Origin of the sequence: Microbulbifer bruguierae (assembly GCF_029869925.1) — a bacterium.
In the GTDB taxonomy this organism is placed as follows: domain Bacteria; phylum Pseudomonadota; class Gammaproteobacteria; order Pseudomonadales; family Cellvibrionaceae; genus Microbulbifer; species Microbulbifer bruguierae.
Genome location: NZ_CP118605.1, coordinates 426,850 through 446,198, shown reverse-complemented (window position 1 = coordinate 446,198; position 19,349 = coordinate 426,850). Strand labels below are relative to the sequence as shown.

General features: G+C 56.6%; 17 protein-coding genes. 11 read left to right on the top strand and 6 right to left on the bottom strand.

What is annotated here, in order from left to right; translation table 11 throughout:
• Nucleotides 1-24 precede the first annotated feature (24 nt).
• From PVT68_RS01960 to PVT68_RS01950, 3 genes are all read right to left on the bottom strand, one after another.
• Nucleotides 25-1,374, bottom strand: a complete 1,350-nt coding sequence (locus tag PVT68_RS01960; protein ID WP_280320892.1) for a replication-associated recombination protein A — start codon at nucleotides 1,372-1,374, stop codon at nucleotides 25-27.
• The gene (gene lolA, locus PVT68_RS01955; protein WP_280320891.1) at nucleotides 1,367-1,984 is read right to left on the bottom strand and encodes an outer membrane lipoprotein chaperone LolA; all 618 of its coding nucleotides are present in this window, start codon (nucleotides 1,982-1,984) and stop codon (nucleotides 1,367-1,369) included. Before lolA ends, PVT68_RS01960 begins: the two co-directional genes overlap by 8 nt.
• 126 nt (nucleotides 1,985-2,110) lie before the next feature.
• Nucleotides 2,111-4,435, bottom strand: a complete 2,325-nt coding sequence (locus PVT68_RS01950) for a DNA translocase FtsK (protein ID WP_280320890.1) — start codon at nucleotides 4,433-4,435, stop codon at nucleotides 2,111-2,113.
• Nucleotides 4,436-4,999: 564 nt separating this feature from the next.
• Between PVT68_RS01950 and trxB the strand changes: the two genes are divergently transcribed.
• From trxB to infA, 4 genes are all read left to right on the top strand, one after another.
• The gene (gene trxB, locus PVT68_RS01945) at nucleotides 5,000-5,941 is read left to right on the top strand and encodes a thioredoxin-disulfide reductase (RefSeq protein ID WP_280320889.1); all 942 of its coding nucleotides are present in this window, start codon (nucleotides 5,000-5,002) and stop codon (nucleotides 5,939-5,941) included.
• Between the two features lie 113 nt (nucleotides 5,942-6,054).
• Nucleotides 6,055-6,789: a leucyl/phenylalanyl-tRNA--protein transferase gene (gene aat, locus PVT68_RS01940; RefSeq protein ID WP_280320888.1), complete on the top strand. Its 735-nt coding sequence runs from the start codon at nucleotides 6,055-6,057 to the stop codon at nucleotides 6,787-6,789.
• A 174-nt stretch (nucleotides 6,790-6,963) separates the two neighbouring features.
• Complete coding sequence (locus PVT68_RS01935; protein ID WP_280320887.1) at nucleotides 6,964-7,683, top strand: arginyltransferase; 720 nt, start codon at nucleotides 6,964-6,966, stop codon at nucleotides 7,681-7,683.
• A 208-nt stretch (nucleotides 7,684-7,891) separates the two neighbouring features.
• Complete coding sequence (infA, locus tag PVT68_RS01930) at nucleotides 7,892-8,110, top strand: translation initiation factor IF-1 (RefSeq protein WP_010130378.1); 219 nt, start codon at nucleotides 7,892-7,894, stop codon at nucleotides 8,108-8,110.
• Nucleotides 8,111-8,204: 94 nt separating this feature from the next.
• Here the strand turns inward: infA and clpA are convergent, their stop codons facing one another.
• A complete protein-coding gene (gene clpA / locus PVT68_RS01925) occupies nucleotides 8,205-10,490 on the bottom strand; it encodes an ATP-dependent Clp protease ATP-binding subunit ClpA (protein ID WP_280320886.1) in 2,286 nt (761 codons plus the stop codon).
• Nucleotides 10,491-10,615: 125 nt separating this feature from the next.
• Nucleotides 10,616-11,011, bottom strand: a complete 396-nt coding sequence (clpS, locus tag PVT68_RS01920; RefSeq protein ID WP_280320885.1) for an ATP-dependent Clp protease adapter ClpS — start codon at nucleotides 11,009-11,011, stop codon at nucleotides 10,616-10,618.
• A 353-nt stretch (nucleotides 11,012-11,364) separates the two neighbouring features.
• On the opposite strand from clpS, the gene cspD reads away from it, so the two are divergent.
• A complete protein-coding gene (cspD, locus tag PVT68_RS01915; RefSeq protein WP_280320884.1) occupies nucleotides 11,365-11,649 on the top strand; it encodes a cold shock domain-containing protein CspD in 285 nt (94 codons plus the stop codon).
• 246 nt (nucleotides 11,650-11,895) lie between these two features.
• Here the strand turns inward: cspD and icd are convergent, their stop codons facing one another.
• Nucleotides 11,896-13,146, bottom strand: a complete 1,251-nt coding sequence (gene icd, locus PVT68_RS01910; RefSeq protein ID WP_280320883.1) for an NADP-dependent isocitrate dehydrogenase — start codon at nucleotides 13,144-13,146, stop codon at nucleotides 11,896-11,898.
• A gap of 218 nt (nucleotides 13,147-13,364) precedes the next feature.
• Here icd and PVT68_RS01905 point away from each other — a divergent pair, with 218 nt between their 5' ends.
• From PVT68_RS01905 to PVT68_RS01880, 6 genes are all read left to right on the top strand, one after another.
• Nucleotides 13,365-14,045, top strand: coding sequence for a pseudouridine synthase (locus PVT68_RS01905; RefSeq protein ID WP_280320882.1), 681 nt, complete (start codon nucleotides 13,365-13,367; stop codon nucleotides 14,043-14,045).
• 279 nt (nucleotides 14,046-14,324) lie between these two features.
• Nucleotides 14,325-15,542 (top strand): tRNA 2-thiouridine(34) synthase MnmA, encoded by a 1,218-nt coding sequence (gene mnmA, locus PVT68_RS01900; protein WP_407666118.1) that lies wholly within the window; start codon nucleotides 14,325-14,327, stop codon nucleotides 15,540-15,542.
• Nucleotides 15,539-16,174, top strand: coding sequence for a high frequency lysogenization protein HflD (hflD, locus tag PVT68_RS01895; protein WP_280320881.1), 636 nt, complete (start codon nucleotides 15,539-15,541; stop codon nucleotides 16,172-16,174). The genes mnmA and hflD overlap by 4 nt, the downstream gene beginning before the upstream one ends.
• 69 nt (nucleotides 16,175-16,243) lie before the next feature.
• Nucleotides 16,244-17,617: an adenylosuccinate lyase gene (purB, locus tag PVT68_RS01890; protein ID WP_280320880.1), complete on the top strand. Its 1,374-nt coding sequence runs from the start codon at nucleotides 16,244-16,246 to the stop codon at nucleotides 17,615-17,617.
• 34 nt (nucleotides 17,618-17,651) lie between these two features.
• A complete protein-coding gene (locus PVT68_RS01885; protein WP_280320879.1) occupies nucleotides 17,652-18,848 on the top strand; it encodes a cupin domain-containing protein in 1,197 nt (398 codons plus the stop codon).
• Between the two features lie 18 nt (nucleotides 18,849-18,866).
• Nucleotides 18,867-19,328, top strand: a complete 462-nt coding sequence (locus tag PVT68_RS01880) for a GNAT family N-acetyltransferase (protein WP_280320878.1) — start codon at nucleotides 18,867-18,869, stop codon at nucleotides 19,326-19,328.
• Nucleotides 19,329-19,349 lie beyond the last annotated feature (21 nt).

The following is a 19,349-nucleotide window of genomic DNA, read 5'->3' as shown; positions in this document are numbered from 1 at the left end:
TGCCGGGGGCAACTGTGGCGGATTCTAACCTTTTTCGAGGCCCGGGTACCGCTGGTTGGGGCTGGTCCGATTGAGCTCACGCAAACGCTGCAGCTTTTCTTCGATTTTCATTTCCAGTCCGCGATTCACAGGCTGGTAATAGCGACGCCCGGCAATAGCCTCGGGGAAATAATTCTCGCCGGCGGCAAAGCCATCCGGCTCGTCGTGGGCGTAACGGTATTCCGCGCCGTGAGCCATTTCCTTGGCGAGCTTGGTGGGCGCATTGCGCAGATGGATCGGGACTTCGTGACTGGGCTCTCTACGGATGTCCGCCAGTACGCGTTTGTAGGCGCTGTAGACAGCGTTACTCTTCGCGGCTACAGCCAGGTAAACGACTGCCTGGGCAATGGCAAGCTCCCCTTCCGGACTGCCAAGACGCTCTTGTACGTCCCAGGCATTCAGGGCGATTTCCAGCGCCCGCGGGTCTGCATTGCCAATGTCCTCACTGGCCATACGCACAACCCTACGGGCTACATAAAGGGGGTCGCAGCCGCCATCGATCATCCGTGCGAACCAGTAAAGTGCGGCATCGGGATCGGAGCCGCGCACGGACTTGTGCAATGCAGATATCTGGTCGTAGAAGTAGTCGCCGCCTTTGTCGAAGCGACGCACATCCGCGGTAAGCACCTCCGCCAGGACACCCTCATCAATGACCTGGCGCCCGCTTTCGTCTCGCGACAGATCGCAGGCAATCTCCAGTAAATTCAGCGCGCTGCGGGCATCACCATCTGCACTCAGGGTAATTTTCTGCAGAACCTCAGGAGCAATCTCGATCTTGCGGGCGCGCAGCTCTTCATCTTCCGTTAGGGCGCGCTGGAGTAGCCCCGCCAGCTCTTCCTGGCTCAGGCTACGCAACAGGTAGACCCGGCAGCGGGACAGCAGTGCATTGTTCAGCTCAAACGCGGGATTCTCGGTAGTGGCACCGACGAAGGTTACCGTGCCCTCTTCCACATAGGGCAGGAATGCGTCCTGCTGAGCCTTGTTGAAGCGGTGAACCTCATCCACAAAGAGAATTGTTCCACGCCCAAACTGCGCGCTGTGCTGCTCAGCCTCTGCCACCGCCTGGCGAATTTCTTTTACGCCGGCCAGTACCGCAGACAATGTCGCGAAACGCACATCGCACTCTTGGGCCAGAAGGCGTGCAAAGGTGGTTTTGCCAACCCCAGGAGGGCCCCACAACACCATGGAATGCAACTGGCCTCGTTCTACCGCCTCCCGCAGCGGTTTACCGGGACCCAATAAATGCGTCTGGCCCACATAGTGGGCCAGTGTCTGTGGCCGCATGCGGGCGGCCAGTGGCTGGTGCCTGGGTGGCGCCTGAAACAGATCATTCATCGCGGATGATGTCAGTACCTTTCGGTGGTTTGAAATTGAATATGGATGACGACAGCCGGGGATTGGCCTGCAGGCCATCAAACTGAATGTCCGTGGTTTGCCCCATGCCATCCCTTACAGTCATTGCGGAGGGAAGTCCCTGGCTATTGAAGCGGATCACCATCGACTTGAAAGGTGCGGAAGCGCGCTTGGGGGTCAGGTAGTAAGCCCCCTTCTTGTTCTCCACACTGAAGGAGCTGCGAATATCTTCCACCTTGCCTCCCAGCAGTAAAGCGGGTGTCTCCTTCATGCGATTGTCTACCGGGCGGACGGTGACCTGTTCTAGGTCCGGATCGTACAGCCATAGCTGCTTGTTGTCGGTTACCAGCAGCTGGGGAAACGGCTCTCCGGTCTGCCAGCGAAGTTTGCCGGGGCGCTGGACGGAAAAGTTACCGCTACTCTTCTGCAGAGTTTTGCCCTTCTGATCTTTGAGAACCTGACGGAAATTGCCCGAGATCGAACCCAGGGGCTGGAGCAGCCGGCTCAATTCTTCGCTGGCATCGGCTTGTGCGCCTGTAGCCCCAAGACCAAAACCCAGTGCGGCCAGAAAAATGCTCAGTGTACGTATCATAAATGCCTTCCACTTTGCTGTTGCGGGGATTTCCTTAAAAGCCTAGTCGGCGGCAAGTGAACCCGGCCTGAACCGGGCTCCAAAGTTTGCGACCCTTGCTATTTTGGGATGTGATGGCCCGCTGGTTCAGGCGGGTGGCGGCACCAGTACCTCACGGTTGCCGTTGGGCTGCTGCGGGGAGACCACCCCTGCAGCCTCCATGGCCTCGATCATCCGCGCGGCGCGATTGTAGCCGATGCGCAACTGCCGCTGTACCGAGGAAATCGACGCCTTTCTGGACTTGGCGACAAATGCCACCGCTTCGTCGTAAAGTGCATCGGCTTCCGGGTCATCTTCACCACCTTCAGTGGCCATACCCGGCACCGGGATGCTGTTGTTCGAATCGTCCACAATGCCATCGATAAAGTCGGGTTCACCGCGACGACACCAATCTGCCACAACCTGGTGCACTTCATGGTCATCGACAAAGGCCCCATGCACCCTTATGGGCACTGCTGTACCCGGCGGAAGATATAGCATATCGCCGTGGCCCAAGAGCTGCTCCGCACCCCCCTGATCCAAAATGGTGCGGGAATCCACTTTCGAGGAAACTTGAAACGCCATACGGGTTGGCACGTTGGCCTTGATCAGGCCGGTAATTACATCCACAGACGGGCGCTGGGTGGCCAGCAAAAGATGAATGCCCGCCGCCCGCGCCTTCTGTGCGATCCGCGCGATCAGCTGCTCTACTTTTTTGCCAACGATCATCATCATGTCGGCAAATTCGTCGATCACAACGACAATTGCTGGTAGCGGCTTCAAGTGAGGAGCAGTCTGTTCGGCTTCTGGGACGCTGGACATGGGGTCAGGCTGCCAGATGGGATCCGTAAGCGGCTCTCCCGCAGCATTGGCCTCTTTAACCTTGCGGTTGAAGCCTGCCAGGTTGCGCACACCCATGGCTGCCATCAACTTATAGCGCCGCTCCATCTCCCCCACACACCAGCGCAGACCGTTCGCGGCGTCGTTCATATCGGTAATGACCGGCGTCAGGAGGTGCGGAATGCCCTCGTACACCGACAGCTCAAGCATCTTCGGGTCCACCAGAATAAGACGCACCTCGTCCGGGGTGGATTTGTACAAAAGGCTGAGCAGCATCACGTTGATGCCCACAGACTTACCGGAACCTGTGGTGCCCGCCACCAGCAGGTGCGGCATCTTCGCCAGATCTGCCACCACCGGTTGACCGGCAATGTCATGTCCGAGTGCCAGGGTCAACGCAGAACTGGCCTTGTCGTAGACTTCCGCACTCAGCACCTCGGACAGACGCACCATCTGGCGATTTTCGTTCGGTATCTCGATTCCCACCACAGATTTACCGGGAATAACCTCGACCACCCGCACACTGATCACCGCCAGCGATCGCGCGAGGTCCTTAGCCAGGTTAGTGATACGGCTGACCTTGACCCCGGGTGCGGGCTGAATCTCAAACCGTGTCACCACCGGCCCGGGAAGCACCGAGACCACCTCGGCGACCACCCCAAAATCCTTCAGTTTGAGCTCCAGAAGGCGCGACAGCGCCTCCAGTGCTTCGCGTGAAAAGCCCGCCTTCTTGTTGGCGTCCGCGGCGTCGAGTAACGACAACGGCGGCAAGGTGCCTGTCACCGGTCCGTTGAAAAGCTCACCCTGTTTCTCCTTTACCGCTCTCGGGCTCTGCTTGGGCGGCGGCGCCACTGCAGCAATCTGCGGGGGCTGACGTTTCGCCGTACGCTGTTTTTCCTCTTCAATAGCCGCCTTGCGTACCACTACCGCCTCACGCGCAACTCGCTGCTCTTCGCGGTTCTTGCGCGAACGCGCCATACGTCTGCCTATCCAACCAAGGACAAACAGCACACTGCGGCCAATATCTTCGAACAACTTCAGCCACGACATACCGGTAAATACTGTAACCCCGATAGCAAACATGGCCAGTAAAAGGATGGTGGCCCCGACATAGCCGAGGCCGGTTTCCATAAAATGGGAAATTGCAGCGCCCAAGATACCGCCATTGGAAAATGGCAGCGGTTGTTCCGCCTGGCTGAAACACAGGGTGGCAAGCGCGGCGCCGGCTATCAGCAGCGCAATCAGACCGCCAACACGCAGCGCAAAAAGGGGACCGTGGAAGCGCGCGTTCTTATCACGCAGAATGCGGAAGGCCCGCCAGCCGATCAAAATTGGAAACAGGTAAGCCATCCATCCGAGGAGTGAAAGACTGACATCGGCCAGCCAGGCACCGGTGGGTCCGATGGCATTTTCTATGCCACTGCCACTGCCGGTGTGGGACCAGCCCGGATCCCGCGGGCTATAGCTCAAAAGGCTTATCCCCACCAGCAGCGCACCCGCCAGCAGGGTGATCAAGGCACCTTCACGCACAATGCGGGCAACCAGAGAATCGGGAATGCCTGCCCCAGTCTCAGTATCACTTTCAGCCTTCACTGGCTTACCTCGGTTTTACTTATTCAGTCTGTTAACGGCGTCTACCGGATGTCGGAGAAAACTACGACCAGTGAAACCCACACTAGTTTGCACTGTGTACTACAGCCACTGTACAAATGCTACCGCAGGCTCTCTTCAGAGATCACTTTAGCTATCAATTTTATTCTTTAAATCAATAAGTTAATGGACATACCTCACGTTAATTAAACGATTTAAGTGAAATTTGTCGAGATCAAAAACAGCCCGTGTAGGCCACCGGTAAACTTCGAAACCCGACCTGCTTATGGTACAGACACAAGCCATATTCGCACCCGCACACCCCGCGCTGATTATTTGATCAAACTATAAAGACCAGCAATTAGATAAATAAGGTCTAACTATTTGGTGACTGAGATAGCATCCCTTATCATTGCCGGCAATTTTTGCACTGGTGACAAGTTCGCCGGCGGGAGCCCCTGGCCGCGAGCCGGTAACCCGGTGGGTACCCACCCGGGCTAATAAGCGCCGACGGCATTGCTGGTGTAGCGATCGATTCCCTTCAATTGAAGTATTGCGAGTTCTGTCATGAGCAACCATCACCGTCTGATCATTCTCGGTTCCGGCCCTGCCGGTTACACCGCCGCCATTTATGCCGCTCGCGCGAACCTGAACCCGGTAGTCATTACCGGCATGCAGCAAGGCGGTCAGCTCACTACCACAACCGAAGTGGAAAACTGGCCGGGTGGCACCCACGACCTCCAGGGTCCAGACCTGATGGTACAAATGCAGCAGCACGCCGAGCGCTTCGACACCAATATCATCTTCGACCACATTCACGAGGTAGACCTCAAACAGCGCCCGTTCACCCTGAAAGGCAACGAAACCTACACCTGTGACGCGCTGATCATCGCTACCGGCGCTTCTGCCCAGTATCTGGGTCTTCCCTCCGAGGAAGCCTTCCAGGGGCGCGGCGTTAGTGCCTGCGCAACCTGTGACGGTTTTTTCTATCGCGACCAGAAGGTGGTGGTTGTCGGCGGCGGTAACACCGCAGTTGAAGAGGCCCTGTACCTATCCAATATTGCCAGTGAGGTGACTCTGGTACACCGTCGCGACGAGCTGCGTTCGGAAAAGATCCTGCAGGACCGCCTGCTGGAGAAGGCTGAGAATGGAAATATCACCCTCTGTTGGAATCACACCCTCGACGAGGTACTCGGCGACGACAACGGCGTCACCGGTGTGCGTTTGAAGAGTGTGCAGGACGGCTCCGCCAAGGAAGTGGAGGTTTCCGGAGTGTTTATCGCCATCGGCCATAAGCCGAATACTGACATCTTCGCGGGTCAGCTGGAAATGAACGGCGGCTACATCGTTGTGGAGAGCGGCCTGAATGGCAACGCGACCCAAACCTCGATCCCTGGCGTATTCGCGGCAGGTGACGTCTCCGACCACATCTACCGCCAGGCGGTAACCTCCGCCGGTACAGGCTGTATGGCAGCCCTGGATGCGGAGCGCTACCTGGACGCGCAGTAACACCGGCCACTTTCCGGTAAACTCAAAAAGGCGACTTTTTAGTCGCCTTTTTCTGTTTGGAGTACCCTCTCTCCTAACCCCAATAATGGCAATTGCCAGGAAGCACAGAGCCTGTGACCGATAACGCAGACGAAATACTGACCCTGCTGGACCCCGACGCGGTCAATTTTCCCGATACCGGCAAAGCCCTGAAGGACCCTAATGGCTTGCTGGCTGTAGGCGGTGAACTCAGCCCCGAGTGGCTTCTTGCGGCCTACAGCAAAGGGATATTCCCGTGGTTTTCCGACGACCAACCGATACTCTGGTGGACCCCGTCGCCCCGCTGCATCGTTCGCCCCCAAAACCTGCGCTTTAGCCGTAGCCTGCGCAAAGTGATTCGCCAGAAGCGCTTTCAGGTAACTTTTGACCAGGCTTTCGCCGACGTCCTGGATGGCTGCGCCGGCCCCAGAGCCTCCGAATCAGGCACCTGGATTACTCATGATATGCGCCAGGCCTACATTGAAATGCACCGGCAGGGACATGCCCACTCCGTGGAAACCTGGTTGAACGGTCAGCTGGTTGGCGGGCTGTATGGACTCGCCATTGGTCGAGTTTTTTTTGGCGAATCCATGTTCCACCGCGCCACAGATGCCTCGAAAGTTGCGTTCGCATTTCTGGCAAGCCAACTGCGAGAATGGGGGTGCGAACTGATTGATTGCCAGGTATGCAATCCACACCTGTCCAGCCTGGGCGCCGTTGAGGTCTCCCGGGCTATATTTGAAACACTGCTGGTATCAGAAGTACGCAGACCGTCGTTCCCATCTCCATGGCCTCCAGCACCTGCTCCGGCCCTGTTCGATACAACCTGAGGCTTACAAACCCAGAAAACGGGTTTGTATTTTTTCTGACCCCAAATTACCCTCTGGTCTGACAGGCTTGTGAGAACCGGCTCCGGCTACCCCCATAGGTCTGCGCGTGAAAGGAGTGTTGCCGACAGTGAAAAAAGTGATATGTGCCGAAGCGTCCCGCATGGGCTGCCTGTCATGAGCAAATACTCCCAACTCGACTCCGTGCGCTTGCTTGCCACCCTCCCCCACCCCTGTGGCTATCTGGAAGATCAGGAAGCCACCACGGTGTTTGTTGACCCTCAGATACCGATTGATCAGCGTCTGTATAGCCGCCTGTCTGAACTGGGCTTTCGGCGCAGCGGTAACTACCTGTACCGCCCCCAATGCACCGCCTGTCAGGCCTGCATTCCCGCCCGAGTACCTGTAGAGCTATTTGTTCCGAACCGCAGCCAGCGGCGTTGCTGGCGCCGGAATCGGGATCTGGATGTCTTCCATCGCCGCGACATTGATACCGATGAACAATACGCACTTTATGCGCGCTACATAGAAAACCGCCATAGTGACGGTGAAATGTATCCCCCAACTCGCGAGCAATTTCGCAGCTTTCTCAATAATGCCTGGGGCAGTACTCGCTACCTCGAATTTCGTGCCCGGAACCGCCTTGTAGCCACGGCCGTTACCGATGTATTGAGCGCCGGTGTCTCCGCAGTCTATACCTATTTTGATCCCGACGAAGTGAAGCGGAGCCTGGGTAGCTACGCCATTCTCTATCAAATTGAGTGGGCCCGGCGACTCGGGCTGCCCAGCCTTTACCTTGGTTACTGGATCGCCAACTGCCACAAAATGACTTACAAAAATCAGTTTCAACCACTGGAACTGCTAAAAGATAACCGTTGGACCCTCAAGCCTGACTAAACTTCCTCCTGAGCCACGAACAATCAGTCACAGATTTAAATATTGATTGGGCTGCCTCCACTCGGACAAATCACCGAGTACCGTGGTTTTACTTGGCCTCACATCACTTTTCGTGCAAAATGCACGCCCGTCGTACCGCCGGGCCAGTTGTTTGGCCACACTTACCGGGCGGAAGAGCTAGTACAATACATTCAAAGGTTAATGCCGCATGGCAAAAGACGATTACATTGAAATGGAAGGCGAGGTCATTGATACCCTGCCAAACACCACATTCCGCGTAAAACTGGAAAATGGACATGTGGTAATCGCACACATCTCCGGCAAAATGCGCAAAAACTACATTCGTATCCTGACCGGTGACAAGGTAAAAGTGGAGCTCACTCCTTACGATCTGAGCAAGGGTCGCATTACCTATCGCGCACGCTAATCACGCACAGAATCCGGCCTCTTTGGGCGGACGCAAAAAAGCCACCTCGCGGGTGGCTTTTTTCGTTTTTGCTGTCGCACATACTCCAGCGATCTCAGTGCAGGGCGGGAACCGCCGTGGTGATCTTGAGCTGATCGTTTTCGACGGTAACCTCCACTTTGCCGCCATCCTCTGACAGGTCTCCAAACAGCACGGCTTCCGCTAGTGGCTTACGCAATTTCTCGCGAATGAGTCGCGCCATTGGGCGGGCGCCCATTTTTTCATCGTACCCATTCACAGCCAGCCACTCCCGGGCTTCATTGTCGACAACCAGGGTGACCTTGGATTCATCCAGCTGAGCCTGCAGCTCAACCACAAACTTGTCCACCACGGTTTTGACCACATTCAAATCCAGCGCACCGAACTGAATGATACTGTCGAGGCGGTTGCGGAACTCTGGAGTGAACATTTTCTTGATCTGCTCCATTCCGTCACTACTGTGATCCTGATTCGTGAAGCCGATAGAGCGCCGGCTCATCAACTCCGCACCAGCATTGGTAGTCATGATCAGGATGACGTTGCGGAAATCCGCCTTGCGGCCATTATTGTCCGTCAGCGTACCGTGATCCATCACCTGCAACAGCAGGTTGAACACTTCAGGGTGCGCCTTCTCTATTTCATCCAGCAGCACCACGCTGTGCGGATGCTTAGTGACAGCATCGGTGAGCAAGCCTCCCTGGTCAAAACCCACGTATCCGGGGGGAGCGCCGATCAGCCGAGAAACCGTGTGGCGCTCCATGTATTCCGACATATCGAACCGGATCAACTCGATTCCCATCACTTGGGCGAGCTGGCGGCAGAGCTCGGTTTTACCCACCCCGGTAGGGCCGGCAAACAGGAAAGATCCAATGGGCTTTTCCTCCGCACCAAGACCGGCGCGAGCCAGTTTGATTGACGTACTCAGCGCCTCAATGGCCATATCCTGGCCGAAGACCACCATTTTCAGGTTGTCCTCAAGCTTGGCCAGGGCCGCTTTGTCCGAGGCAGAAACGCTTTTGGCGGGAATTCGGGCCATCTTGGCCACGATGTTCTCGATTTCCGTCACGGTGATCGTATCAGTGCGCTGCTCCAGGGGCAGAAGTGACTGGAAGGCCCCAGCCTCATCGATGACATCAATCGCCTTGTCTGGCAGGAAGCGCTCGGTGATATGGCGATTGGCAAGCTGCGCAGCGGCCTCGAGGGCTGCGTCGGTAAAGCGCACCTTGTGATGATCTTCGAAGCAGGACTTCAGGCCCTGCAGAATCTGCACCGTTTCCTCAACAGAGGGTTCATGCACATCGATTTTCTGGAAGCGACGAGACAATGCGCGATCTTTTTCAAAAATGCCTCGATATTCATTGAACGTTGTAGATCCAATACAACGCAACTGACCACTGGAGAGCAGCGGCTTCAACAGATTGGAGGCATCCATCACGCCGCCAGACGCGGCGCCGGCACCGATAATGGTGTGAATTTCATCGATAAACAGTACCGCATGCTCACGCTTTTTGAGCTCAGCCAGCAGCGCCTTGAAGCGTTTCTCAAAGTCGCCGCGATATTTGGTTCCCGCAAGCAGAGAACCGAGGTCAAGGGAGTAAATAGTACTGTCCTGCAAGGGCTCCGGCACCTCACCATCGACGATACGGCGGGCCAGCCCCTCCGCAATAGCGGTCTTGCCCACGCCGGACTCACCCACTAACAGGGGATTGTTTTTGCGACGGCGAGCCAATACCTGAGTGACACGCTCCACTTCAGGTCCCCGTCCCACCAGCGGATCGATACGGCCGAGAATGGCCTCCTGATTCAGGTTGGTGGCATAGCTTTCCAATGGATCAGAGCTACCGGACTCAGAAGAGGCGCCAAGATCTTCGTCCACCTGTTCCGGGGAAGGATCCGGCGCACTGTGCGAGTTGTTGCCGCCAGAGCTCACGCGGGAAATGCCGTGGGTAATGTAATTCACCACATCTATCCGGGCCACGCTTTGCTGCTTCAGGTAGTAAACCGCCTGGCTCTCCTGCTCACAGAAAATAGCCACCAGTACATTGGCACCAGTGACTTCTTTCTTGCCGGATGACTGGACATGAAAAACGGCGCGCTGCAGAACACGCTGAAATCCCAGGGTGGGCTGGGTTTCGCGCTCGGCGTCGTTTTCGGGAATCAGTGGTGTCGTCGAGTCCACAAACTCAAGCAGCTCACGGCGCAGCGCACTCAGATCGGCGCCACAGGCGTGTAGTACATCTGCCGCGGATTCATTGTCCAGCAGTGCCAGCAGCAGGTGTTCTACGGTCATGAACTCGTGGCGTTTCGCCCGCGCACCTTTGAACGCCAGATTAAGCGTTACCTCTAAATCCTTGCTGAGCATCTAAACCTCAAACCTTACTGGCCAATGTCATCCGGGCTACTCAGGTCTACACCCGGTATTCGTGGTTTTGCCGGTTTACCGGCTGCGGCGCACCTGACTTAATTCAGGCGCTGGACAACTTCCCTCTACTCCTCCTCGCCGTTTTCGTCATCTTCATCAGCTTCGATTTCACACAGCAGCGGGTGCTCATGGTCCCGCGCGAACTGATTTACCTGCGCGGCCTTTGTTTCCGCTATATCTCGAGTATAGACACCGCAGATCGCTTTTCCCTTAGTGTGTACCTGCAACATCAGTTGAGTGGCACGCTCACGATTCACGTAAAAGAAAAGCTCCAGCGCCTCGACAACAAACTCCATAGGTGTGTAATCGTCGTTAAGCATGACCACCTTATACATTGGTGGTCGCTTGAGGCGCGGCTTGGCTTCTGCCAACGCCGTGTCCCCTTCCGCTCCATGGAAAATGTAGTCATCTTCTCCCTCGTCATGACTCGAGTGTAGTTTAATGATTAATGATTTTCCCATAGCGCCAGTCAATCAGAATTCAGGAAATGGTTCACAGTATTGACGCACCTGTTGCCGCTGATTTCCCCTCCCAGGGAGTTCGACCAGGTATCCTAAACTGCAGTAAATTTTTCGACTTGGCATTGTAACCCTAAACGGCTGCCGGCACAGTCCGCTGCGGGAGCCGATTTGCTTGACAAGGGCTGGGGTCTTGGCTACAAGAGGTATTAACCGCGCCAATGCGGTTTAAAGGCAATAGCCGATGATGTACAAATGAGTTCGTACGCAAAATGAAGCGCATGAAGCGCGATAACAATAATTAATACAACGTTTGGCGGCCAGCAGTCGCCCCGGCAATATAGAGGGATTTCGCCATGCCTACCGGTACCGTAAAGTGGTTCAATAATGCCAAGGGATATGGATTTATTCTTGCGGATGAAGGTGGAGAAGATCTGTTCGCGCACTACTCGGCAATTCAGATGGAGGGTTATCGTACCCTGAAGGCCGGGCAGCAAGTCAATTTCGATATCATCCAGGGCGACAAAGGCTACCACGCAGCCAACATCAGCATCGCCGACGCCACCCGCAAACCTGCGGCACCCGCGCCAGCCCAACACACGGCGGTGCGAGAAAAAGAGACCGAAGAAGCGCTGGACTGAATCTAGCCAGCACCAAAGCCTTCGATACAGTGTGCGCCCTGAACCCAGGGCCCTGTAAATGTCTCAGGCCAAAACTGGAACCATGGTGCCAGGTAACTGCGCACCTCAACTCCATGATTTGACCCACAATTCAGTAGATTCGCGGATGCGCCAGAGCGTATCCGGACAATGCGTAACCGAGATTTATTCCAGACACAAAAAAGCCCCGCATCTTTCGATGCGGGGCTTTTTATTGACTCAGAAGAATCAAGCCATGTGCTTGATAACTTCTTCACCGAACTCGGAGCAGGACTTCAGCTCTGCACCTTCCATCAGACGCTCAAAGTCGTAAGTTACGGTTTTGGCTTCGATAGCACCTTCCATACCTTTAACAACCAGCTCTGCAGCTTCGTTCCAGCCCAGGTGACGCAGCATCATTTCAGCGGACAGGATCAGGGAACCCGGATTCACCTTGTCCTGGCCAGCATACTTCGGCGCAGTACCGTGGGTCGCTTCGAACAGTGCAACCTCGTCAGACAGGTTGGCACCGGGGGCGATACCAATACCACCCACCTGCGCAGCCAGGGCGTCGGACAGGTAGTCACCGTTCAGGTTCAGGGTGGCGATTACGTCGTACTCAGCCGGACGCAGCAGAATCTGCTGCAGCATGGCGTCCGCGATTACGTCTTTAACCACGATTTCCTTGCCGGTATTCGGGTTTTTGAAGCTGCACCAGGGGCCGCCGTCGATCAGCTGGGCACCAAACTCTTCGCGAGCAATTTCGTAACCCCAGTCAGCGAATGCACCTTCGGTGAACTTCATGATGTTACCTTTGTGCACCAGGGTCAGGGAGTCGCGATCCTGATCAATGGTGTACTGCAGTGCTTTGCGCACCAGACGCTTGGTGCCTTCCTCGGAAACCGGCTTAACACCGATGCCGACGTTCTGCGGGAAGCGGATTTTGGTAACGCCCATCTCTTCCTGCAGGAATTTGACAACCTTGTTGGCTTCGTCAGTACCCGCTTTCCACTCAATACCAGCATAGATGTCTTCAGAGTTCTCACGGAAGATCACCATATCTACCTTGTTCGGCTCTTTCACCGGAGAAGGCACGCCACTGAACCAGCGCACCGGACGCTGACATACGTACAGGTCCAGCTCCTGGCGCAGAGCAACGTTCAGGGAGCGGAAGCCGCCGCCTACTGGGGTAGTCAGCGGGCCTTTGATGCTGACTACGTAATCTTTGATCGCTTCCAGGGTCTCAGCCGGGAACCAGTCGCCGCTGTAGGTTTCCGCCGCTTTTTCGCCGCAGAAGATTTCCATCCACGCGATGGACTTGTCGCCGCCATATGCCTTGCTGACTGCAGCGTCGATCACCTTGATCATTACCGGGGTGATATCCACACCGATGCCGTCACCTTCGATGAAGGGAATGATCGGCGTGTTCGGCACGTTCAGAGAACCATCTGCGTTGACTGTGACTTTTTCGCCGTTGGCCGGCACTTGGATGTGACCCATTAAGTTGACTCCCGTAACTCTTTGACTAAACGCCCGGCTTTACAGGGGAAAAACGGGCATAATGCGCCGAATCATCCACCGCCGGTCTTGGTTGCCGCCCATTGTTTGCGCCGTTGCACACGCCGTGGCGGCTAAAAATCGGCGGGATTATACCAGTATCCATCCGTTTTTGTAGTTTCATTACAACCAAGGCAGTAGTGCCTGCCGCAAACAGCCAAATGAGTCGACTAATCCTGATCAACAAGCCCTACGGCGTTCTCTGCCAATTCACAGACCCGGACGGGCGCCCCACCCTGGCGGATTACATCAAGACACCGGGGGTCTATGCCGCGGGCCGCCTGGATTACGACTCAGAGGGGTTGCTGCTGCTGACAGACAACGGCCGCCTGCAGCACCAGATCGCACACCCGAAAAACAAGCTGCCCAAAGTGTACTGGGCGCAAGTTGAAGGGGAAGTAGCAGAAGACGCCCTTTACATGCTCCGCCAGGGTGTCGACCTGAAAGATGGCCGCACCGCCCCGGCCAAGGCAAGAATCGTCCCCCAGTCAGAGGTGGAGCCATGGCTGTGGCCGCGTACCCCACCGATCCGCGAGCGCAAATCCATTCCCACGGCGTGGATCGAACTCACTATAACCGAAGGACGCAATCGTCAGGTGCGGCGCATGACCGCAGCTGTCGGCCACCCCACGCTGCGCTTAATCCGGAAATCCGTCGGCAATTGGCATCTGGGGGACCTGAAACCGGGAGAGCTGCGAACAGAATCCGTCAATCTGCCTCAACCCAGCGCCATCCCCCAGCACAAGTCTCGCCACAAATCCAGGACGGGAGCGGGCAAGTTCGGTGCTGGCCGCAGCACTAGCCGTAACGACCGGCACAAGAGCCCCGGCCGCAAACGCTGAAGGCGTCACAGGCACAAACGCTGAAGGCGTCACAGGCAATAGCCTCACAGCGAGTGACCTCCGCCTGATCAACTAGTCTGATGAGTGAATTGGCGCGAAGATTTCCGGCCGTCCTCATTGGTAAATCGCGCAGCCCAAAAGCGACATATTGGTCAGCAACGGTATTCACAGGTAAAATGCGCCCCCAATTTTCCGCCCCCAGTGGGCTTCGGGGCACTTGGACCTGATTGACGGGATTGAACCCCCTGTGTGCCCCTTACTGCAACAACCCGGTATTCCATGTCAGATTCGGATACATCTGTGCCTTCCAGCTCCATTGACCAGTCAGTTAATGTCCCAGGCTCCCCCAAGCGGGTCATCGTCGGCATGTCCGGCGGTGTCGACTCATCTGTGGCCGCGCTGCTCTTAATGCAGCAGGGATACCAGGTCGAAGGCCTGTTCATGAAGAACTGGGATGAGGACGACGGCACCGAATACTGCACCGCCAAAGATGATCTCGCGGACGCGCAGTCCGTTTGCTCCCGCCTCGGGATCAAACTGCACACAGCGAACTTTGCTGCGGAGTACTGGGATCACGTGTTCGAGTATTTCCTTGCGGAATACCAGGCTGGGCGCACGCCGAACCCGGATATCCTCTGCAACCGGGAAATCAAATTTAAAGTCTTTCTGGAATACGCCGAAATGCTCGGCGCTGATGCCATCGCCACCGGACACTACGCGCGCCGGAAAGATATCAATGGCCGCACCTACCTGTTGAAGGGGCTGGACGGCAACAAGGACCAGAGTTACTTCCTGCATGCGGTGGGCGAAGCCGAGTTTGCCCGCTCTTTGTTCCCCCTGGGGGAACTCGAAAAGCCGGAAGTGCGCCGCATCGCGGAAGCCAACGGCTTCATCACCTCTACCAAGAAAGACAGCACCGGGATCTGCTTTATTGGTGAGCGCCGCTTCAAGGACTTCCTGGAGCAGTATCTGCCCGCACAGCCGGGCGAGATGCAGACACCGGAAGGTGAGGTAATGGGGCAGCACAGCGGCCTTATGTACCACACCATCGGCCAGCGTCAGGGGCTGGGTATTGGTGGCGTCAAAGGCGCAGGTGACCAGCCGTGGTATGTCGTCGGCAAAGACCTGGAGCGCAATGTGCTGCTGGTTGCCCAGGGCAAACACCACCCCCTGCTCTATTCCACAGGCCTCACTGCCTCCCAGACTCACTGGATCAATGGTGCGCCGCCCACCACGGAATTCCGTGCAGCGGCGAAGACCCGCTACCGTCAGGAAGACCAGGACTGCACGATTTCCGTCGCCGAAAATGGCGACCTCCGTATCGCATTCGACCAGCCACAGCGCGCGGTGACCCCCGGCCAGTCGGTAGTGATCTACCAGGATGACATCTGTCTCGGGGGCGCAGTCATCGAGCAGGCCACCGGCGTCGGGGCAGCTATCGGGGCAGCTAAAGTATCGGATCGCGGACCAAAGCTGGCAGCTGGGAGCAACTCTTGAGTAATTGGCGAGATCAAGCACTGGCCCTGGCCGGTGTATTCCAGACTGCAATCCTGGTAGAGCGCCTGGCGAAAACCGGCACTGCACCAGCAGATCAGCTGGAAACCGCGGTGTACAGCCTGTTTCAACAGAACCCGGAGACCACGGAAGACGTGTTCGGGGGGGTTGAGAAACTACTGCCTGGTCTGCGCGGCGCCCGCCAGCTGCTGGCTACCCGCAGCCATCCGGAATACACAGACTGCCTCCGCTACGTGTTGTCGATCCTGTATTTACAGCGGCAGCTGGCGAAGAAGCCGGACCTGCTGTCGATTATCGGCAGCCGGTTGGAAAAGGCCCAACTGCAGACAGATCACTTCGGCATTGGTCACGAGAACGTGTACGCCAACCTGGCCAGTATTTACAGCGACACCCTCAGCACCTTCCGCTTCCGCATCCAGGTGCTCGGTGACTTCAATTATTTGCAACAGCAGCGGATCGCTAATCAGATCCGCACCATGCTGTTTGCCGGTGTTCGCGCCGCGACCCTTTGGCGACAACTTGGCGGGCGCAGGCTGCACCTGCTGTTCCAGCGCAAGAAGCTGATTGCCGCCATGGACGCACTGATCGCCAAGTACGAATCACTGGAACATTAACGATTTCCACTTTCCGCCGCACCCGGCAAACTGCCCACCTGCGGCTGACACTCATATCGGAGAGATACAATGACTGTCGAGCTATCCGCACTTACTGCGGTTTCCCCCATCGATGGACGCTACGAAAGCAAAACAGCAGCCCTGCGGGACATTTTCAGTGAGTACGGCCTGATCCGTGCGCGGGTGGAAGTGGAAGTGCGCTGGCTGCAACAGCTGGCCCGTCACGAAAAAATCACTGAAGTGCAGCCATTTACCGGTAACAGCAACCAGATTCTCGACGATATCGTCGCGCAGTTTTCTGTAGAAGATGCCGAACGCATCAAGGAAATCGAGCGCACCACCAACCACGATGTGAAAGCGGTTGAGTACTTCCTCAAGGAAAAGGTTCAGGGTGACGATCAGCTGGCGGCGGTCAGTGAATTCATTCACTTCGCCTGCACCTCGGAAGACATCAACAACCTGTCCCATGCACTGATGCTACGCGCCGGGCGCGACCAGGTACTGCTGCCGGCGATGAACCAGATCGTGAATGAAATTGCCACCCTGGCCAAGAGCTTTGCGGATGTGCCGATGCTGTCCCGCACCCACGGCCAGACCGCCAGTCCCACTACCGTGGGCAAAGAACTGGCAAACGTCGTGGCTCGCCTGCGCCGCCAGGTCAAACAAATCCACGAAGTGGAATTACTGGGCAAAATCAACGGTGCCGTAGGCAACTACAACGCCCATCTGTCCGCCTACCCGGACGTGGACTGGCAGGCCAATGCGGAAGAATTTGTGACTTCCCTGGGACTCACCTGGAACCCCTATACCACCCAGATCGAACCTCACGACTATATCGCCGAACTGTTCGACGCTATCGCCCGCTTCAATACCATCCTGATCGACTTTGACCGCGATGTATGGGGTTACATCTCCCTGGGTTACTTCAAGCAGAAAGTCGTGGCCGGCGAAGTGGGCTCTTCCACCATGCCGCACAAGGTCAACCCCATCGACTTTGAAAACTCCGAGGGTAATCTGGGCATCGCCAACGCCGTGTTCCAGCATCTGGCAGCAAAATTGCCCGTCTCCCGCTGGCAGCGTGACCTGACTGACTCCACCGTACTGCGCAACATGGGCGTTGGCGCCGGCTACTCTGTGATTGCCTATGCCGCTACCATGAAAGGCCTTGGCAAACTGGAAATCAACCGCGCGCGACTGGCAGAAGACCTGAACAACGCCTGGGAAGTCCTCGCCGAGCCGATCCAGACCGTTATGCGCCGCTACAACATCGAAGAGCCCTACGAGAAGCTCAAGGCATTGACCCGTGGCCAGGGTATCACCAAGGAGACCCTGGCAGTCTTTATCGATGGCCTGGATATGCCGGAAGACGCCAAGCAGGCACTGCGCGAGATGACTCCCGCCAGTTACATCGGCAATGCCATCGCACAGGCCAATAGCATCTGAGTCTTCGTTACCTAAGCAATCCGGGAGATGTTCGATGACGGCATCGGTGTATCGCTCCATTGAACCGCTAACCCACCTGGGAGAAATCCCGGTGGAAACTTTTTTGCGGGAATACTGGCAAAAAAAGCCATTACTGATCCGCAATGCATTTCCCGGGTTTGAATCCCCTATTTCCGGCGAGGAACTCGCCGGTATGGCGCTGGAAGAGCAGATTGAATCCCGCCTGATTGAAGAGTGCGGTATCGACGGCCCCTGGCAGTTGCGCAACGGCCCGTTTACCGAAGAGGACTTCTTTTCCCTGCCGAAAACCCACTGGACCCTGCTGGTCCAGGCGGTTGACCAGTGGATCCCGGAAGTGGCCGAATTGAAAAACCGCTTCCGCTTTATTCCCGACTGGCGTCTCGACGATGTCATGATCAGCTATGCCGCGGATCAGGGTAGCGTTGGCCCCCATTACGACTTCTACGACGTATTTCTGCTGCAGGCGGAAGGTAATCGCCGCTGGCAGCTGGGCCCGAAGGCCGATGCCAGCAGTCCGCGCGTTGAAGGCACACCACTGAACATCCTGAGTGAGTTTAACGCGGAGTCCAGCTGGCTACTGGAACCCGGCGACATGCTGTACCTGCCCCCTCAGTACAGTCACTGGGGCATCGCCGAAGGTGGTTGCACCACCATTTCCATTGGTTTCCGCGCTCCCGCAGCGCGCACTATGCTGGAAGATCTCGCCGCAGAACTCGGCGCGGGCCTGCCAGACCACTACCGCTATACCGACCCCGATCTCAACCTGCCGACAAACCCCGCGGAAATCGACAGTGACACCGTGGCGCGGGTGCAACGCCACCTGGCAGAGTGGCTCCAGCAACCGCAGAATATCGCCCAGTGGTTCGGCGCCATCATGACCGAGGCGAAATACCCGGATACCGTCGCCATCGATGCCGGCAGTGCGGAGGACTGGCGCGAACATCTGGCCGAAGGTGGTGCCCTGATCCTGAACCCAGGCTCCCGATGCGCCTTCTGTCGCGACCCCGCGACTCTGTTTGTAGACGGCGAGTCCCTGCCCGCCCCACTCCTGTTCGCGGAGAGCTTTTGTGGCAGTCACATGGTGAACCAGGCGGATATCGACAGCCATCCCGACCTGGCGGCGACAGATGGCCTGCTTGACCAGCTGGTTTCTCAAGGCAGTCTCATTTACCCTGAGCTTCTGGAAAACGACGAGCCAGACGAAGAATAATAAGCGGGAGAACTTTGCATGACTCTGTTTGTACGCCTGGCGGACTGGCAAGCGGATCAATCCACCATTCGCAAAATTCGGCAGAAAGTGTTTGTTGAAGAGCAGCACGTACCTCCGGAACTGGAGTGGGACGAACAGGAGGATTCAGCCCAGCACTTTCTTATCTACCAGAAAGACAAGGCTGTTGGCACCGGTCGCCTGACGGCCACCGGCAAGATCGGGCGCATGGCCATCCTCAAGGATACACGGGGACTGGGCGCCGGCCTCGAACTGCTGAAACGCATCTGTAAATTCGCACGTATCGAAGGCCAGAAATACGTCTACCTCAATGCCCAGGTACAAGCCGTGCCTTTTTATGAAAAAGCGGGGTTTGTCGTAGCCGGTGAAGAGTTCATCGAAGCGGATATCCCCCATGTGCGCATGGAGCTGTCCCTGAGCGACTACCAGCCCGACGAAAAAGTCGACGACTGGAATCGCTAAGTCCGTTCACAACAGCCCGGA

What these genes read in the sequence shown, in the direction of transcription:
- PVT68_RS01960 (WP_280320892.1), bottom strand. Translation starts at nt 1,374, where the DNA reads ATGAATGATCTGTTTCAGGCGCCACCCAGGCACCAGCCACTGGCCGCC.
- lolA (WP_280320891.1), bottom strand. Translation starts at nt 1,984, where the DNA reads ATGATACGTACACTGAGCATTTTTCTGGCCGCACTGGGTTTTGGTCTT.
- trxB (WP_280320889.1), top strand. Translation starts at nt 5,000, where the DNA reads ATGAGCAACCATCACCGTCTGATCATTCTCGGTTCCGGCCCTGCCGGT.
- PVT68_RS01935 (WP_280320887.1), top strand. Translation starts at nt 6,964, where the DNA reads ATGAGCAAATACTCCCAACTCGACTCCGTGCGCTTGCTTGCCACCCTC.
- infA (WP_010130378.1), top strand. Translation starts at nt 7,892, where the DNA reads ATGGCAAAAGACGATTACATTGAAATGGAAGGCGAGGTCATTGATACC.
- clpA (WP_280320886.1), bottom strand. Translation starts at nt 10,490, where the DNA reads ATGCTCAGCAAGGATTTAGAGGTAACGCTTAATCTGGCGTTCAAAGGT.
- clpS (WP_280320885.1), bottom strand. Translation starts at nt 11,011, where the DNA reads ATGGGAAAATCATTAATCATTAAACTACACTCGAGTCATGACGAGGGA.
- cspD (WP_280320884.1), top strand. Translation starts at nt 11,365, where the DNA reads ATGCCTACCGGTACCGTAAAGTGGTTCAATAATGCCAAGGGATATGGA.
- icd (WP_280320883.1), bottom strand. Translation starts at nt 13,146, where the DNA reads ATGGGTCACATCCAAGTGCCGGCCAACGGCGAAAAAGTCACAGTCAAC.
- PVT68_RS01905 (WP_280320882.1), top strand. Translation starts at nt 13,365, where the DNA reads ATGAGTCGACTAATCCTGATCAACAAGCCCTACGGCGTTCTCTGCCAA.
- mnmA (WP_407666118.1), top strand. Translation starts at nt 14,325, where the DNA reads ATGTCAGATTCGGATACATCTGTGCCTTCCAGCTCCATTGACCAGTCA.
- purB (WP_280320880.1), top strand. Translation starts at nt 16,244, where the DNA reads ATGACTGTCGAGCTATCCGCACTTACTGCGGTTTCCCCCATCGATGGA.
- PVT68_RS01885 (WP_280320879.1), top strand. Translation starts at nt 17,652, where the DNA reads ATGACGGCATCGGTGTATCGCTCCATTGAACCGCTAACCCACCTGGGA.
- PVT68_RS01880 (WP_280320878.1), top strand. Translation starts at nt 18,867, where the DNA reads ATGACTCTGTTTGTACGCCTGGCGGACTGGCAAGCGGATCAATCCACC.